Source organism: Pontibacter russatus (genome assembly GCF_009931655.1).
Lineage (GTDB): Bacteria > Bacteroidota > Bacteroidia > Cytophagales > Hymenobacteraceae > Pontibacter > Pontibacter russatus.
In genome coordinates this window covers 4,429,029-4,445,582 of the sequence record NZ_CP047984.1, presented here as the reverse complement: position 1 = coordinate 4,445,582, position 16,554 = coordinate 4,429,029, and the positions used below count along the sequence as shown (strand labels likewise).

Sequence of the window (16,554 nt, the reverse complement as noted above, 5' to 3'; positions counted from 1 at the left end):
GGAAATTAAAAATTAGAAATGAGTAGCCCGCGAAAGATTGTGATATAGGGCATCCGTTCTAATAATTTCTAATTCATAATTTATAATTTCTAATTTAAAAGAAATGGCTGGAAGTAATCCAAATGCTAAACCAATGGACCTGACACTGAAGGTTTGGCGCCAAAAAAATAGAGAGGCCGCGGGGCAAATGGTCACCTATCCTGTGAAGGGCATATCTCCGGACATGTCGTTTCTGGAGATGCTGGATGTGCTGAACGAGGACCTGATAGTGCGTGGCGAAGAGCCCATCGCATTCGACCATGACTGCCGCGAGGGCATTTGCGGGATGTGCAGCCTGTTCATCAACGGCCGTCCGCACGGCCCCGAGCGCGGCACCACCACCTGCCAGCTGCACATGCGCCACTTCAACTACGGCGACACCATCACCATTGAGCCCTGGAGAGCCGCAGCATTCCCGGTACACAAAGACCTGATCGTGGACCGTTCGGCCTTTGACCGCATCCAGCAGGCGGGCGGCTTCATATCCGTGAACACGGGCGGCGTGCCTGACGCCAACGAGATCCCGATCCCGAAAACTATTGCGGACAAAGCCTTCGACGCGGCGACCTGCATCCAGTGCGGTGCCTGCGTGGCTGCCTGTAAAAACTCTTCTGCCATCCTGTTTGTGAGTGCCAAGGTGTCGCAGCTTGCCCTGCTGCCACAGGGCAAGACGGAGCGCAAGACGCGCGTGGAGAACATGGTGGCGCAGATGGACCTGGAGGGTTTCGGTTCATGCTCCAACACCGGCGCCTGTGCAGTCGAGTGCCCGGTGGGCATCTCGATGGAAAACATCGATATGCTCAGAAGAGAGTATATCGGTGCCAAGGCTACCTCCGAGAACTTATAACAGGATTATATGTAACAAGGGGAGGCGGGGGCAGTTATTGTCCCCGCCTCCCCTGTTTTCAGGCCAAACCCAACGTAGCCGTACAGGATCTATATATAAAATACAAGGAATATATAACCTAAGCCGTCCTAAACTGTTTAGAGGAAATAGAGGAAACCCCGCCACATGATTACACTGATATCAGGAACGAACAGAATCGGCTCCAAGTCCAGGGCGATCGTTGACATATACGCGGCGATGCTTCAGGAACGGGGAGAGCCCCACCAGATACTGGACCTGGCCGACCTGCCGCCGGATTTCATCGTGCCGGACATGTACAAGAATGCGGGAAAGAACGAGCAGTTCAACAAACTGGTCCAGATGATAGAAACGGCGGATAAGTTCGTGTTTGTGGTGCCGGAGTACAACTCCTCCTTCCCCGGTGTGCTGAAGGCTTTTATCGACGCGCTGAGCTACCCCTGTCCCTTCCTGCACAAAAAGGGCGCCCTGATTGGCCTGTCGTCGGGGATGCAGGGCAGCGGCCTTGCCCTGAGCCACCTGACGGACATCTTGAACTACCTGGGAATGCACATCATGGCGATGAAACTAAAGCTCGCCCATATCGAAAAAAACTTCGACGGCAGGCAGATCACCAACAAGCTGTATAACGAGCTGCTGGAGCAGCATGTAGCACAGCTTATCCGCTTTTAGGAACAGGCACAGCATAGAAGACACTGTAGCTGCTGAATCAACCTTTTTATATATGATTACCCTGATTCAGAATGAGTGACCTTATCTGAGCTTCTGCCTCTATATAACTGACGTTACGCAAAAAGCAAAGCGGTTTAAAAAGTCTGCTTTGCGTATATGGCGCGGAAGTCCTCGCTCGTAACCTCCTATCCCGCGGCCGCCGAATTAATTCAGGCTGCCATACCGGAAACCCATCATATAGGCACGTCTGCCACTACCCAAGCTATATATAAATTGAGATATATAAGCCCTATGATAGTAGACACGAGCGAAGCGCTCGCGCCATATATGCACTCATACATAATATCAGCCTCGAATAATTTTTGCGTGCTTAAAAAGTTAACTTTTTGAACCCACCCCCACCCCTCCGAGGAGTGAAATTGGCTTTACTAAACACTGATGGTGCTTCAAACACGCATCCTAGAATTGATATTGGTGTTAGATGGGTGTAATTCAGCAACCGAACTATATAAAACAGGAAGGGCCTGCATTTCTCAATGCAGGCCCTTCCTGTTCATGCATATATGGCTTAGTCCACGTTGTCGTGCAGGAAGCGGTTATCGCCTAAAATCTCATTGTCATCGTTCAGGTTGAAGCGCGAGATGTTGCGCTCCGAAGAATGCGACACCCTGTCGAGGGCCACGTTGCGGCGCAGGTAAGCGGGCGTGTCCAGCTTCTCCTTGATGGCCTCTGTGGTGATTTCGGAGCTCAGCATGCGCAGGCGCTCCCGGCGCTCTTCGGCCCGGCGCTGCATCAGCTCGCGCTCTTCAGAAAGGCGCATGGCTGCCTCGCGCTCACGGGCGGCCATGCTCTCCTCCTCACGGGCGTTGTAGGCGTTCTGCTGCACATTGCCGTCCAGTTCAAAGATGATAGGCTGTGGCTGTACGGGCTGTGGCTCCGGGCGGCGCACAGGCTGCTCATAGGCAGGCTGAGACGGCGGCGTTTGCGACGCAGGCTGCTGCGGCGGCACGGGGGCCGGAGCTACCGGGCGCGGCGCGAAAGCGGCTACCTCCTGCTCTGGCTTGGCAGGCTCAGCTACTTCAATTTTTTTTTGGCTGTTCAGGTCAAATACCGTCTTCTTAGGCTCAATGATGCTCTCAGCATCGGCTGCGAAGCCTGTGGCGATCACTGTTACGCGGATGCTCTGGCCCAGCGAAGAATCGATGCCGTGGCCGAAGATCACCTCGGCCTCCTGGCCAGCCTTGTCCTGTATATACTCTGTTATCTCGGTCAGTTCATCCATTTCCAGTTCGGCCTGCTCGCCAGACATAATTGAAAGCAGGATTTTCTGAGCGCCGTGGATGTCGGTGTTGTTGAGCAGCGGAGATGAAAGCGCTTCTTCAGCGGCACGCAGGGCACGGCCCTCGCCCTCTGTGGTTGCAGAACCCATCACTGCAGCACCAGAGTCTTTCATTACTGTTTTCACGTCTTCAAAGTCCACGTTCACTTCGGCCGTTACGGTAATAATCTCGGCGATAGATTTCGCAGCAGTTGTCAGCACATTGTCGGCTTTGGCGAAGGCCTCACGGATGGTCAGGTTGCCGAACATCTCGCGCAGCTTGTCGTTCAGGATAACCAGGATCGTGTCGCAGTTCTCGCTCAGCTCCTTGATGCCATTCTCGGCCGCCACCTTCTTCTTCTTCCCCTCAAAAACAAAGGGGGCTGTCACGATGCCCACTGTCAGCACGCCGAGTTCTTTGGCCACCTTCGCGATAACCGGCGCAGCGCCTGTGCCAGTGCCGCCGCCCATGCCAGCCGTGATGAACACCATCTTGGTGTCGTTGCTGAGCATCTCACGTATCTCCTCCTTGCTCTCCAGGGCCGCGTGCTTGCCTTTCTCAGGGTTAGCGCCCGCGCCCAGCCCCTCGGTCAGGTTCTGCCCGATGGCAAGCTTGTTAGGCACGCTGCTGCTTTTCAGCGCCTGGGCGTCGGTGTTGCAGATGATAAACTCTACATCTTTGATGCCCTGGCTATACATATGGTTCACAGCATTGCTACCACCGCCCCCAACGCCAATTACTTTTATGATAGACTTACCGCTGGCTGGCAAGTCAAAGGTGTACATTGAACTCATGCTAATTTCTCCTGCTCTAAAATGGGTTAATAACTTTGTTTGTTGTCGATGTCGTCTGATAAAAAGCCCTTCAGCTTCTGCAGAAGGCCTCCCCCGCCGCTGTTGCCGCCAGTGGTGCTCTTCGGCTCCGGCTGCGGCTTCTGTTTCTGATACGCCGGCAGTTCTTCCACGCTGGTGTACCCGTCGGCACGCTGGTCCAGGGGCTGATATCCGGCAAGCACCAACCCCACGCTGGTGGCATACATCGGGCTCTTCACAGAGTCTATCTTCGACCTGCCCAGGTGCTCGTTCGGGTAGCCGATACGCGTGTCCAAGCCGGTGATATACTCCACCAGTTGCACCAGGTTTTGCAGCTGGGATCCCCCTCCCGTTACCACGATGCCCCCTGCCAGGCTGTTGGCGTAGCCAGAGCGCACAATCTCGGCATACACCAGTTCCACAATCTCCTCCATCCTGGCCTCAATGATATAGGCGAGGTTTTTAAGCGAGATTTCCTTCGGCGTGCGGTCGCGCAGGCCGGGTATGGAAACGATCTCGTTCTCAGAGGCCTCGTCGGCAATGGCCCTTCCGAACTTCACCTTCAGTTGCTCTGCCTGGTTTTGCATCACCATGCAACCCTGCTTAATGTCGGAGGTGATGATGTTGCCCCCGAAAGGTAGAACTGCCGTATGGCGGATAATATTATCTTTGAAGATGGCTAAATCTGTGGTGCCGCCCCCAATGTCCACCAGGGCGACGCCAGCCTCCTTCTCCTCCTCGCTGAGCACGGACATGCTCGAGGCCAGCGGCTCCAGAATCAACTGGTCTACCTCCAGGCCTGCGCGCGACACGCACTTGTTGATGTTGTTGATGGCGTTGGACTGCGCCGTGATGATGTGGAAGTTACCCTCCAGGCGCACCCCGGACATCCCCACCGGGTCCACGATCCCCTCCTCGTAGTCCACCTTGTACTCCTGCGGCATCACGTGGATGATCTCACTCCCCGGAGGGGTTACCAGCCGGTACATGTCGTTCGTAAGGCGGTTCACATCCTCTACCGTGATCTCGTCGTCTGTTATCTGGCGGGTGATGCTGCCGTTGTGCTGCAGGCTCTTGATGTGCTGCCCGGCTATGCCCACGTTCACTACCCCGATGTTGATGCCCGACTGTTCCTCAGCCTGCCGAATCGCTTTGCGGATGGCTTCTACTGTTTTGTCGATATTGCTCACAATGCCCCGCACGACCCCCTCAGAGGCCGCTTTCCCCATCCCCAATATCTCCAGCTTGCCAAACTCATTTTTACGACCTACAAGTGCGCAAACTTTGGTGGTGCCAATATCCAAGCCTACTACTATTTTGTCGTTCTGCATGTTTTTTGTCTGTTATTCACAAATTATCTGATCTTCGTATTCCAAGTTTACTCTCTTGTAGCGCGCCCATCCCATGGTGGGCAGCACCTCTTTATATAGGATCATCAGTTTCCTGAACTTCTCCTCTATCCGGACGGGCTTGCCGAACTCGATGGTGTGTTCGCCCACCTGCGGCAGGAAAGCCACCTTTCCGGCGCCGTCAATGTGCATTTGTGCAAGCTGGGCTTTCCAGAATGGGTCGTTCTCGATGAACTCCAGCAGGGAAAGGTAAGACTGGCCTATAGAATCCTGAAAGAATCCTTTGTCAGACGGCTTGATAAGAGCTGACTTTGTTATGGGGATTACACGAGCGGTGTATCTGTCAGAGAGGGGCAGTATGTTGCCCGCTGCGTCTATATAGACATCCTGTTGATTTGTCCGTATAATTCTTGCTATAGGTCTTGTCTGTTTTACTTGTACATGCACGTTCCCGTCCAGGCCCCTGGAAACCTCCGCATCTTTCACAAATTTATTTGCCTCGATGCGCTTCTCCAGGTTCTTCAGGTCTATGTGCTGGTTTGGCAGCCCCTCCAGTTTTCGCTCTCCCCCACGCGTGAGCAGGTCCCGGACCTCCTTATCGCCAATAAAGTAATTATTGTACTCATTATCAATATTTATTGACACTTTTTCACATACTTTTTCATTTTGGCGTGAAGAGGCAAAAGCCGCCAGGCCGCCCATCGTGGCCATGCTACAGCCTGCAAAAATTAAAGATTTTATTTTACTATTCAAGCCCATCGCCGCTATTTTCAAAAAAAATTCTTAATGGCTCAACCAGTGTGTCAATGTCTCCGGCACCGATCGTGGCCAAAACGTCAAAATCGCTGTTTTTGTACAGTTTTTCCACTATTTTCTCTTTCTGCACCAGGCTCTTTTTTGGACACTTTACCCGGTCTAAAATCATGTCCGAAGTTACACCTTCAATGGGTTTTTCCCGTGCCGGGTATATATCCAGCAGAATCAGTTCATCGGCCTTGCTCAGGCTCTCCGCAAACTCGTCCGCGAAGTCGCGCGTGCGGGTAAAAAGGTGCGGCTGAAATATCACTAAAATTCTGGCGTTTGGGTAGAGCGCACGCAGCGAATTCATGAACGCGTCTATCTCTTTTGGGTGGTGCGCGTAGTCGTCTATATATACCTTGCGCTTGCTTTCGTACACAAACTCGAAGCGCCGCTTCACACCGGTAAAAGACTGTACGCCGCTCCTGATTTCCTCTTCCGGCACCTGCAGCACCTGCGCTGCCAGCATGGCCGCCAGGGTGTTTTCCACGTTGTGGAAACCCGGAACGCCGAGGCTCAGTCCAGCTATGTTCCCAAAGGGACCCACGGCATCATACTCAAACCAGCGGCCATTGATCTGCAGCCCCTGTACATAAGCGTCTCCGCTGTCTAAACTGTACTTTACCACCTGCACGCCCTCCTGCACATTTGCCGTCAGCCGCGGGTCGGTGCTGTCGTGGATGAACAGGTAGCCGCCGGGTTTGATCTGGCTTATGAACCGCTGGAAAGTGCGGATCAGTTCCTCCCTGTCGCCATATATGTCCAGGTGGTCCGGGTCTGCGGAAGTGACGATGGCCACATCCGGGAAGAGCGTCAGGAACGAGCGGTCGTACTCATCGGCCTCCACCACCACGATTTCTTTCTCTGCCGTGCCTTTCCCGATCAGCAGGTTGGAGTTGAGATTGGTGGCGATGCCGCCCAGAAAGGCAGAGCAGTCCACGCCGGCATGGTGCAGCAGGTGCGTGACGATGGACGAAGTGGTGGTTTTGCCGTGCGTGCCGGCCACCGCCACCGTATAGGCCGAGGCCGTGATAATGCCCAACACCTCCGAGCGTTTTTTAATGGTATAGCCCAGTTCCCTCAGATGGGCCCACTCCGTGTGGTCAGCCGGAATAGCGGGCGTCAGCACCACCAGCGTCTCCTCTTTATGCAGCAGCACCTCCTGCGGCAGCAGGTTTACATCGTCCTCGTAATGCACCAGAATGCCCTCCTGCTCCAGCGCCTCGGTCAGGGCGGTGCGGGTCTTGTCGTAGCCCCACACCGGGTAGCCTTTGGCCTTGAACCAGCGGGCAATGGCGCTCATGCCGATGCCGCCGATGCCCAGGAAGTAGATATATGAATAGTCCTCCAGTCTCACTTGATCAGTTGTATTAGCTCGTTCACAATATCCGCTGCCGCGTTCGGGCGGGCCATTTTTATAATGTTCGCCTGCAGCCGCTTCTGCTCCTCCTCATCCTGCGCCAGTTGCAGGGCAGTCGGCACCAGTTTCTCCGCCGCCTCCGCGTCGCGCACCAGCAAAGCCGCGTGCTGCTCCACCAGTGCCATGGCGTTTCTTGTCTGATGGTCCTCCGCCACATTCGGCGAGGGCACCAGCACGGCGGGCTTCCCCGCCAGGCAAAGCTCAGATATAGACAAGGCCCCAGCCCGCGAAATCACCACGTCTGCGGCGGCGTAGGCCAGGTCCATGCGCCGGATAAAGTCGAAGGCCCGCACATCCTGTGCATTAAGCTTCTCCTCCAGTGCCTTTGCCTCCGGTATATAGGCCTTGCCCGTCTGCCATATCAACTGATAACCTGCCTGCAGGATTTGCTCCAGCCCGGCGGCTATGCTGTGGTTGATGGTGCGGGCACCGAGGCTTCCACCGATCACCAATATCGTCTTTTTCGTGCCGACGAGTCCAAAATGCAGCAGGGCCTCCTGCCGCTTCTGCTGCACGTCCATGATGTCGCTCCGCACCGGGTTGCCCGTCAGCACCAGTTTCTCCGCCGGAAAGAACTTCTCCATGTTCGGGTAGGCCACGCAGACTTTATTCACGCGCTTGGCCAGCAGCTTGTTTGTGATGCCGGCATAGGAGTTCTGCTCCTGAATCAGCGACGGTATCTTCCGGGCCGTGGCTGCATACAGCAGCGGACCGCTGGCATAGCCGCCCACGCCCACCACGGCGTCAGGCTTGAAATCATGTATAATTTTATGCGACACCCGCACACTCGAAAGCACCTTGAACGGAAACGACAGGTTGTCCAGGGTCAGGCGGCGCTGCAGCCCGCTGATCCAAAGGCCCACAATCTTATAACCCGCCTCCGGCACGCGCGTCATCTCCATCCGGCCCTTCGCGCCCACAAACAGGATCTCCGACTCCGGGCTTACCGCCTTCAGTTGGTTGGCGATGGCCACGGCCGGGTATATATGCCCGCCGGTGCCGCCACCGCTGATGATCACGCGATATGGACGGTGCGGCTTAGGCATTTACGGGCGCGTTTATGGGTGATTTCACGGTGCTGGCCATTGCCTTGCGCTCCAGGTCGCCCTCGCTGCGGCTCACGCTCAGGATGATGCCGATGGAGATGCCGGTGAAGATGAGGGACGTGCCGCCCATGCTCAGCAGGGGCAGCGGCAGCCCCGTGATTGGGCCGAGGCCCACGGCAACCGCCATGTTCACCATCCCCTGCAGCACCAGGCTAAAGCTAACCCCGGCCGACAACAGCCCGCCGAACGCGCCGTTGCTCTTGCTCACCGTCACGAGGCCCCGGTAGAGCAGCGCCAGGTACAAAAACAGCACCGACACACCGCCTATCAGGCCATACTCTTCCAGTATAATGGAAAATATAAAATCGGAATAGGGGTGCGGCAGAATGTCGCGCTGGTCGCTGTTGCCGGGCCCTTTGCCCACCACGCCGCCCGTGGCGATGGCTATATAGGACTGCTCCAACTGAAAGGGCACCTCATTCGGATCCATGAAATCCTGCACACGGCTGACGGCCGTTTCCATGCGCTGCCCGACGGCCAGGCCTATGCCCCTACTACCACCCCCACCACCAGCACAATCGCCAGGTACTTCACCGGCACACGGCCTATGAACATCAGCAGCAGGCAGGTGGCGAAGAGCAGTACCGCATTAGAAGTATTGGTGAGCGCAATGAGGGCGCAGATGGCCACTGTCCAGCCGAAGATCGGGAGCAGGGTTCCTTTAATGTCGTGCAGGATTTGCTGCCGCTTCGAGAGCATGCTGGCCAGGTAGGATATGAGCGCCAGTTTGGCCAGATCCGAAGGCTGGAAGGTCTGGTTAATCACCGGGATCGTGATCCAGCGGGAGGCCTCGTTGATGTTGGAGCCGTAAAAATAGGTGATGATGAGGAGCGGCGCGGAGAAGAGCAGCGCCAGCAACGACAGCTTGGAGTAATAGCGGTAGTTGATCTTGTGCGCCGCCCACATAAAGGCCAGGCCAACGATTATCAGGAAAGAGTGCTTGAAGAGGAAGTATTCGGTGTTCCCCTCCATTTTCTTGTACGCCAGCGTCCCCGTCGCAGAGTATACCACCGCCACGCTGATTAACGAAAAGATGATCACGATGCCCCAAATCACGGCATCTCCATTCAGGTTCTTCTGTACCCACTGCTTTGTCATACCCCTTTGGCCCCGGTTTGTGTTCTTATTTCTTCAGCACTATCTTCTCTACAGCCTCCTTAAAGCGCTGCCCACGATGCTCGTAATTGTTAAACAAATCGAAACTGGCGCACGCCGGCGACAGCAGCACCACGTCGCCCGGTGTGGCCAGGGAGCGGCTCAGGCGCACGGCGTACTCGATGGAGGTGGTCTCCGCGATGATGGGCACCACCCGCCCGAAAGCCTGCTTCAGCTTCTCGTTGTCCTTGCCCAGGCACACCAGCACTTTCACTTTCTCCCGGGCCAGCTCCACCAGGGTGCTGTAGTCATTGCCCTTGTCCACTCCGCCCGCTATCCAGATAATGGGCTGCTTGATGCCCTCCAGCGCATACCACACCGCCTCCACGTTTGTGGCCTTGGAGTCGTTGATATAGGTCACCTCCTTGGCCACGCCCACCTCCTGCAGCCGGTGATCCGCGTTCCGGAAAGTTTCCAGCGCCTGCGAAATTTCCCGGTCGCTTACCCCAAGCAGCTTGGCCACCGCCACGGCAGCCATGGTATTGTACTGGTTGTGCTTCCCGATCAGGCTCGACTTGGAAGTGTCCACGCTCCCCTCAACAAAAGGGGAGCTTAATTTTATATGCTGTCCCTGGAATGTGACGGCTGCCTCCTCTTTCCCCTGTAAGGAGAAGGGGACTGGTGTTCCGCCAACCGCAGCAGAACCCAGCGCATGAGTGATAGTATGATCATCGGCGTTATATATAAAGTAGTCCGTATTGTTCTGGTTCTGGGCGATGCGCAGCTTCGAGGCCGCATATTTCTCCATGCTGTACTCGTAGCGGTCCATGTGGTCCGGGGTGATGTTGGTGAGCACGGCAATGTGCGCCCTGAACGCGTACATGTTGTCGAGCTGAAAACTGCTCAGCTCCACCACATAGTACTCGTACTTGTTGTCGATCACCTTCTCCGCCAGGCTCTCCCCGATGTTCCCCGCCAGCCCCACGTTCAGCCCTGCGCTTTTCAGAAGGTGGTATGTCAGCAGCGTGGAGGTTGTCTTGCCGTTGGTGCCCGTGATGCCGATAAACTTCGCATCGGTGTACCTGCCGGCAAACTCAATCTCCGATATAACCGGTATCTGCCGCTCTTTCGCTTTCTGTATAATGGGCGCCTTGTCCGGTATGCCCGGGCTTTTGATTATTTCAGACGCTCCCAGAATTCGCTCTTCTGAATGCCCGCCTTCCTCATAGGGGATGGCGGCTGTAGCCAGTTTCGCTTTGTACTGATCCTGTATCTGCCCCCTGTCCGACACAAACACCCCGAGCCCCTTTGCCTTTGCCAGCAAAGCGGCCCCCACGCCACTCTCTCCTCCTCCCAGTATCGCTATCATTTTTCGTTGTTCGTTACTTGTTAATCGTTGTTCGCAGGCTGCAGCTTTCTGAAATACTTGATCAAGCCATTCAACACTTGCTTACAACTTGTTATTTCTTCAAGGCATCCACTAAAACCGCCTCGTTTATGTAATCTAAGTCCGAGGCTATATCTAGTTGCTTTTCAAGCTCATACAAAGATCCTCTTGCTATATAAAATATCTGAATCGCGCCTTTGGCATGTTGCCTTCCACAGCCTTCCGCTATGTTTGATGCCACCGGTACTGCCGCCCGCCGCATCTGACTGGTCAGGCCAAACATTCCCTCTTTAGGAAACGATTTTGTTAAGCTATATATCCTGTTCGCTAACCCCTGCTCTTCTTCCAGACATCCAGTTCCTTGTCATCCTTCATCATCTAAACGCATGAGTAACGGATAACGACCTTCATCTCAGTTTCAATGTCGCCAGCGTCAGGATGGCCAACATGATGCCCACAATCCAGAAGCGGCCCACGATTTTCGACTCGTGGTAGCCTGACTTCTGGTAGTGGTGGTGGAGCGGCGACATCTTGAAGATGCGGCGGCCCTCGCCGTATTTCTTGCGCGTGTACTTAAAGTAGCTCACCTGCAGCATCACCGACAGGTTCTCGACCAGGAAAATGCCGCACAGTATCGGAATCAGCAGTTCTTTGCGTACAATCAGGGCCAGCACTGCGATAATGCCGCCGATGGCCAGGCTGCCCGTATCGCCCATGAACACCTGCGCCGGGTAGGTATTGTACCACAGGAAACCCACGCAGGCCCCCACAAAGGCGAGACAGAAAATGGCCAGTTCACCGGAGTTCGGGATGAACATGATGTCGAGGTAATCCGCGAAAATGGTGTTACCCGACACGTAAGTAAAAATCGCCAGCGTCATGCCAATGATGGCGGACGTGCCCGCGGCCAACCCGTCGATGCCGTCCGTGATGTTGGCCCCGTTGGAGACGGCGGTGATGATCAGGATGACAAAGGGGATATATAAATAGCAGGACCAGTCCTGGAAGAGCGGACCGGCGAAGGCAAAGAGGTTGCAGTAGTCCAGTTCGTTGTTGCGGCGGAACGGGATGGTGGTGATCATAGACTTTACGTCGGTGTAGCGGCTGGTGGCATCCACAGCCGAAACGGTGCCGTCGGAGAAGATATACTGCCGCACCGTCACGTCGTCGCTGAAATACAGGGTGAAGCCGACAATCAGCCCCAGCCCCACCTGGCCCAGTATTTTAAAGCGCCCGGCAAGCCCTTCCTTGTTTTTCCTGAAAATTTTGATGTAGTCGTCCAGAAAGCCGATGAGGCCCAGCCAGACGGTAGACACCAGCATCAGCTGCACATACACGTTGTCGAGGCGCGCGAAGAGCAGCGTCGGCACCAGAATGGCGAGCAGGATGATGAGGCCGCCCATGGTCGGAGTCCCCTTCTTCTCCATCTGCCCCTCCAGGCCCAGGTCACGGATGCTCTCGCCCACCTGCTTGCGCTGGAGCACCTTTATCAGCCTGCCGCCGAAGATCATGGCAATCAGCAGCGACACCAGCGTAGCCATACCCGCCCGGAAGGAGATGTACTGGAATACACCGGCGCCGAACAGGTCGAACTCCCGGTCAAGGTATGTAAAGAGGTAGTAAAGCATTAAATCGTATTCGGTTACCTTTGGCTGTTTATTCTGTACTCTATACTTAATCTATATATGGCTACTTGCCCAACTGCTGAAACAGCTGGCGCAGCACCTGCTTATCGTCAAAAGCATGCTTCACGCCTTTCACCTCCTGGTAAGTCTCATGGCCCTTGCCCGCCACCAGGATGATGTCGTTCGGCTCGGCCAGCATGCAGGCCGTCTTGATGGCTTCGCGCCGGTCCAGCACGGATAAAGTTTTCTTGTAATCAAGCGGCTTCACGCCCTTCTGCATATCTTCCAGGATGGCCTGCGGCTCCTCATAGCGCGGATTGTCTGAAGTCAGGATTACTTTGTCGCTCAGGCGGCAGGCAATGTCCGCCATCAGCGGGCGCTTCGCCGCATCGCGGTTGCCGCCGCAGCCCACCACCGTGATCACCTGCTGCGTTGGGTTGCGGATCTGCTGGATGGTGCTCAGCACGTTCTCCAGCGCATCCGGTGTATGGGCGTAATCCACAATGGCCGTAATCTGCCCCTCCGAGACGATATAGTCGAAGCGGCCGGCAGCAGAGCTCAGGCTTGAGAGCACCGTCAGCGCCTCCAACGGGTCCTCACCCAGCTGCACCGCCACGCCATATGCGGCCAGCAGGTTATAGGCGTTAAACGACCCGATCAGCTTGCACCATATCTCATGGCCGTCCACTTCCAGGTGCAGGCCCTGCAGCGTGTTGTCGATGATGCGGGCTTTGAAGTCCACGGCCTTGCGCAGCGCATAATATCGCACTTTAGCCCTGGTGTTCTGCACCATCACTGGCCCACGCTTGTCGTCTGCGTTTATCAGTGCAAAGGCGCCTTTCGGCAACAAGTCAAAGAAGGACTTCTTGGCCTTTATATATGCATCAAAGGTGCCGTGGTAGTCGAGGTGGTCGTGGGTGATGTTGGTGAAAACGCCGCCCGCAAACGTCAGCCCCGCCACGCGCTGCTGTACCATGGCATGCGAACTCACCTCCATAAAGCAGTGCGTGCAGCCCGCAGTCACCATATAAGCCAGCAGTTCATTCAGCTTCACGGCGTCCGGTGTGGTGTGCGTGGCCGGAATCACCTCCTCATCTATCTGGTTTTGCACCGTGGAGAGCAGCCCCACGTGGTAGCCCAGCTCCCGGAACAGCCGGTGCAGCAGCGTGACAGAGGTTGTTTTACCGTTCGTGCCCGTCACCCCCACCAGCTTCAGCTTGCGGGAGGGGTGGCCGTGAAAGGCCGAGGCCATCTGCCCCAGCGCCTGTGCCGAATTCTCCACCACCACATACGTTATGCCCTGCTGCGTTTGCGCTGGCAGTTGCTCGCACACAATGGCCACGGCATTGGCCCCTGCGGCCGCAGCTATATAGTCATGGCCATCTGCCTGCGCCCCACGCACTGCCACGAACACCACCCCCTCCCGCACCTGGCGCGAGTCGAACGCAAGGCCTGCCACCGGCACATCCAGCGTTCCGCGGGTGTCCAGCACGTTTACATCGGTCAGTATGGTCTGCAGCAACTGCATCAGCTAAGCGTAATGGTTATATTCTTGTCTTTGATGATATCCGTGCCCGGCTTCACCGACTGCTTCTGCACCCTTTTGCCAAAGCCTTCCACCTGCACCTCGAGGTGCTGGTTGCCCAGTATATATAGCGCGTCGCGCAGCGTCATGCCGGTTACGTCGGGCACTTTGCCCTCCAGCACTTCGTTCGGGGTAAAGTTGAGCGACCGGCGCTGCTGCTCCACTTTCACCCACTCCTCATCTGCGGCCGCTGTGGCATGGCTGCTGATGCCCATCCTGTTCAGGATCACGGTCAGGTCGTCAAAGTTGCCCGCCTTTACCACCGGAAGGCTTTCCTTGTCCGGCGCTATGCGCGCCTGCAGGGGCTTGTGCATGGCCAGATCGCGGGCGAAGGCCTTATCGGCCAACTCTTTGAACACCGGCGCCGCCACATCGCTGCCATACACGTTCACGCCCTGCGGGCTGTCGATGATGACAATGCACGAATACTTGGGGTTATCAGCCGGGAAGTAGCCGACAAAGGAGGTGGAGTACTCCCTTACATACCGGCCGTTCTTGACTTTGCGCGCCGTGCCTGTCTTGCCGGCTATTTTATAGTCTTCGCTCAGGATGTTCCTGGCCGTGCCGTGCGTCACCACGCCCTCCAGCATCGCCTTCAGCTTCTTCAGCGTTTCGTCAGAGCAGATTTTCTCGTTCAGCACGCGGGTGCTGAACGACTGGATGACATTGTCGGCCTTGCGGATTTCCTTTACGATAATGGGCTGCACCTTCACCCCGTTGTTGGCCACGGCGTTGTAAAAGGCAAGCGTCTGCAGCGGCGACAGCTTCAGTTCATACCCAATGGACATGGAGGTGAGCGTGGTGCCGTACCAGTTCCTGTCCTGCGGGCTCTTCATATAGGGCCTCGCCTCGCCGTCCATCTGGAAGCCCAGCGTGCTGCCCAGGCCGAACTTGTGCAGGTAGTCCACATAGGCCTGCTGGTCCTGCCCGAAGGTTGTCTCCATCAGCTTGGCCACCCCGATGTTCGACGACTTCTCAAACACCTGCTGCACCGTTATCTTTCCGAAACCACCGTGGTGCGAGTCGGTCATATAGGTGTTCTTGATGCGGTAACGGCCATCGCCCGTGTCCACCGTGTCGGTGAGGTTGATGTGGGGGGCGTGCTCGAAAAGGGCCATCATCGAAGCCAGCTTGAACGTGGAGCCCGGCTCCGTGCGCCCCTGGTTACCGACGGCGTAATTGTAGTCCTCTATATAGCCGCCCTTTGTTTTGCCCAGGTTGGCGATAGCCTTGATCTCGCCTGTCTCCACCTCCATCATAATCACGCAGCCGTACTCCGCCTCTGTTTTCTCCAGGGCTTTATAGAGCGCGTTCTCGGCCACGTCCTGCAGGTTAATGTCGATAGTGGTCTTGATGTCGTAGCCGTGCTGCGGCTTTACGTCAGTGCCGTCATATATAGGTTTGCTGCCCCCGGCGATGCGCTCGAAAAGCGCCTCCCCGTCGGTGCCGGCCAGGTTTTGGTTAAAGCTGTACTCCAGCCCGGCGCCGTTCATATCCTCGTTGATGAAGCCGATGGTGCGGTCGGCCAGGAGGCCGAAGGGCTTGAAGCGTTTCTCCACCTTCTCGAATATGACGCCGCCCCGGCCCTTGCCTTCGCGGAAGATGGGCCACTTCGCCATCATCTTCTTCTCCTGGTAATTGATCTGGCGGCTGTTCAGGCGGATATACTGGCGGTCGGAGTGGCGGGCGTTCTTGATCTTGCGGCGGTAGTAGTCGGCCGACCTGTCGCCGAAGAAATCAGAGAGCAGCAGGGCCAGCGAGTCTACGCCGCTGTTGAAGGTTTCGGCTTTCGCCACCGTCGGGTCTAGTGCCACGCGGTAGAAGGGAAGCGAGGTGGCCAGGATGCTGCCGTTGTCGGAGAAGATGTTGCCCCGGGTGGCCGCCACCGGTTTGTAGTAGATGCGGCGCTCTTTGGAGATGCTCTTCCACTTCTGCCCGTCCATAAACTGGATCTGCACGATTTTGTAAACTATCGCGCACGCAAAAAGGCACACCAGCAGGAATGCCACCCTTACCCGGACCAGTATGGATTTCTTAATATTCATCGGCGGGCACAATCACTTGAAAGGGTGGAGATGAACTTTCGACCAGGCCGAGGGGCGCCACATTGCGTGCCACCTCCGACTGCTTGCTGGCCTCCATATACTCAGACTTCAGCGTCGTGAAATCAGCGCGCAGGTCTTCTGTCTCTACTTTGGTCTTGTCTATCTTGCGGATGGTCTTCTCGGCGAAGTGTGTGTTGCCTATATAGAAGAGGGTGATGCCCGTCAGGAAAAGGACGTGCGGCATAAACTTGAGGGGAACGCCGTGCTCAAACAGGGCATCAACGTTGGCATACTTGTCAAGCAGCGCAAAGAGGCTGAAGCCCCTGGCCTTCGGAGGCTTAGGCACTTCCGGTGCTGGCTTTACACGCGCCAGGTTACCCCTGGGCGCCTCTGCCTTCCTTGTTAGTACGTTTGAAGCCATAAAAATCCCCCCTTAG

Annotated in this window: 13 protein-coding genes and 1 pseudogene; 2 read left to right on the top strand and 12 right to left on the bottom strand. The window is 56.0% G+C overall.

Going from position 1 to position 16,554, the window contains the following annotated elements:
- The first annotated feature begins 133 nt into the window (after positions 1-133).
- Positions 134-886, top strand: a complete 753-nt coding sequence (locus GSQ62_RS18415; protein WP_161890861.1) for a succinate dehydrogenase/fumarate reductase iron-sulfur subunit — start codon at positions 134-136, stop codon at positions 884-886.
- A 165-nt stretch (positions 887-1,051) separates the two neighbouring features.
- Complete coding sequence (locus tag GSQ62_RS18410) at positions 1,052-1,576, top strand: NADPH-dependent FMN reductase (RefSeq protein WP_161890860.1); 525 nt, start codon at positions 1,052-1,054, stop codon at positions 1,574-1,576.
- Positions 1,577-2,144: 568 nt separating this feature from the next.
- Here GSQ62_RS18410 and ftsZ read toward each other — a convergent pair.
- The 12 genes and pseudogenes from ftsZ to GSQ62_RS18350 form a co-directional block, all read right to left on the bottom strand.
- Entirely contained in the window at positions 2,145-3,689 is a 1,545-nt protein-coding gene (gene ftsZ / locus GSQ62_RS18405; protein ID WP_237586802.1) for a cell division protein FtsZ, read from the bottom strand.
- Positions 3,690-3,715: 26 nt separating this feature from the next.
- Positions 3,716-5,038 (bottom strand): cell division protein FtsA, encoded by a 1,323-nt coding sequence (gene ftsA, locus GSQ62_RS18400; RefSeq protein ID WP_161890859.1) that lies wholly within the window; start codon positions 5,036-5,038, stop codon positions 3,716-3,718.
- Positions 5,039-5,050: 12 nt separating this feature from the next.
- Positions 5,051-5,701: a cell division protein FtsQ/DivIB gene (locus GSQ62_RS18395; protein WP_237586794.1), complete on the bottom strand. Its 651-nt coding sequence runs from the start codon at positions 5,699-5,701 to the stop codon at positions 5,051-5,053.
- A gap of 100 nt (positions 5,702-5,801) precedes the next feature.
- Entirely contained in the window at positions 5,802-7,211 is a 1,410-nt protein-coding gene (murC, locus tag GSQ62_RS18390) for a UDP-N-acetylmuramate--L-alanine ligase (protein WP_161890857.1), read from the bottom strand.
- Positions 7,208-8,320: an undecaprenyldiphospho-muramoylpentapeptide beta-N-acetylglucosaminyltransferase gene (gene murG, locus GSQ62_RS18385; protein WP_161890856.1), complete on the bottom strand. Its 1,113-nt coding sequence runs from the start codon at positions 8,318-8,320 to the stop codon at positions 7,208-7,210. Before murG ends, murC begins: the two co-directional genes overlap by 4 nt.
- Positions 8,313-9,478 (bottom strand): annotated as a pseudogene (locus GSQ62_RS18380) (FtsW/RodA/SpoVE family cell cycle protein). Before GSQ62_RS18380 ends, murG begins: the two are co-directional and overlap by 8 nt.
- A 25-nt stretch (positions 9,479-9,503) precedes the next feature.
- A complete protein-coding gene (murD, locus tag GSQ62_RS18375; RefSeq protein ID WP_161890855.1) occupies positions 9,504-10,844 on the bottom strand; it encodes a UDP-N-acetylmuramoyl-L-alanine--D-glutamate ligase in 1,341 nt (446 codons plus the stop codon).
- Between the two features lie 91 nt (positions 10,845-10,935).
- A complete protein-coding gene (locus GSQ62_RS18370; RefSeq protein WP_161891523.1) occupies positions 10,936-11,211 on the bottom strand; it encodes a four helix bundle protein in 276 nt (91 codons plus the stop codon).
- A gap of 58 nt (positions 11,212-11,269) precedes the next feature.
- Positions 11,270-12,490 carry a phospho-N-acetylmuramoyl-pentapeptide-transferase gene (gene mraY, locus GSQ62_RS18365; protein ID WP_161890854.1) on the bottom strand — a complete coding sequence of 407 codons (1,221 nt, stop codon included), beginning with the start codon at positions 12,488-12,490 and terminating at the stop codon, positions 11,270-11,272.
- Between the two features lie 61 nt (positions 12,491-12,551).
- Positions 12,552-14,015 (bottom strand): UDP-N-acetylmuramoyl-L-alanyl-D-glutamate--2,6-diaminopimelate ligase, encoded by a 1,464-nt coding sequence (locus GSQ62_RS18360; protein ID WP_161890853.1) that lies wholly within the window; start codon positions 14,013-14,015, stop codon positions 12,552-12,554.
- Positions 14,015-16,117, bottom strand: coding sequence for a penicillin-binding protein (locus GSQ62_RS18355; protein ID WP_161890852.1), 2,103 nt, complete (start codon positions 16,115-16,117; stop codon positions 14,015-14,017). The genes GSQ62_RS18360 and GSQ62_RS18355 overlap by 1 nt, the downstream gene beginning before the upstream one ends.
- Positions 16,107-16,538, bottom strand: coding sequence for an FtsL-like putative cell division protein (locus GSQ62_RS18350; RefSeq protein ID WP_161890851.1), 432 nt, complete (start codon positions 16,536-16,538; stop codon positions 16,107-16,109). Before GSQ62_RS18350 ends, GSQ62_RS18355 begins: the two co-directional genes overlap by 11 nt.
- Between the last annotated feature and the right edge of the window lie 16 nt (positions 16,539-16,554).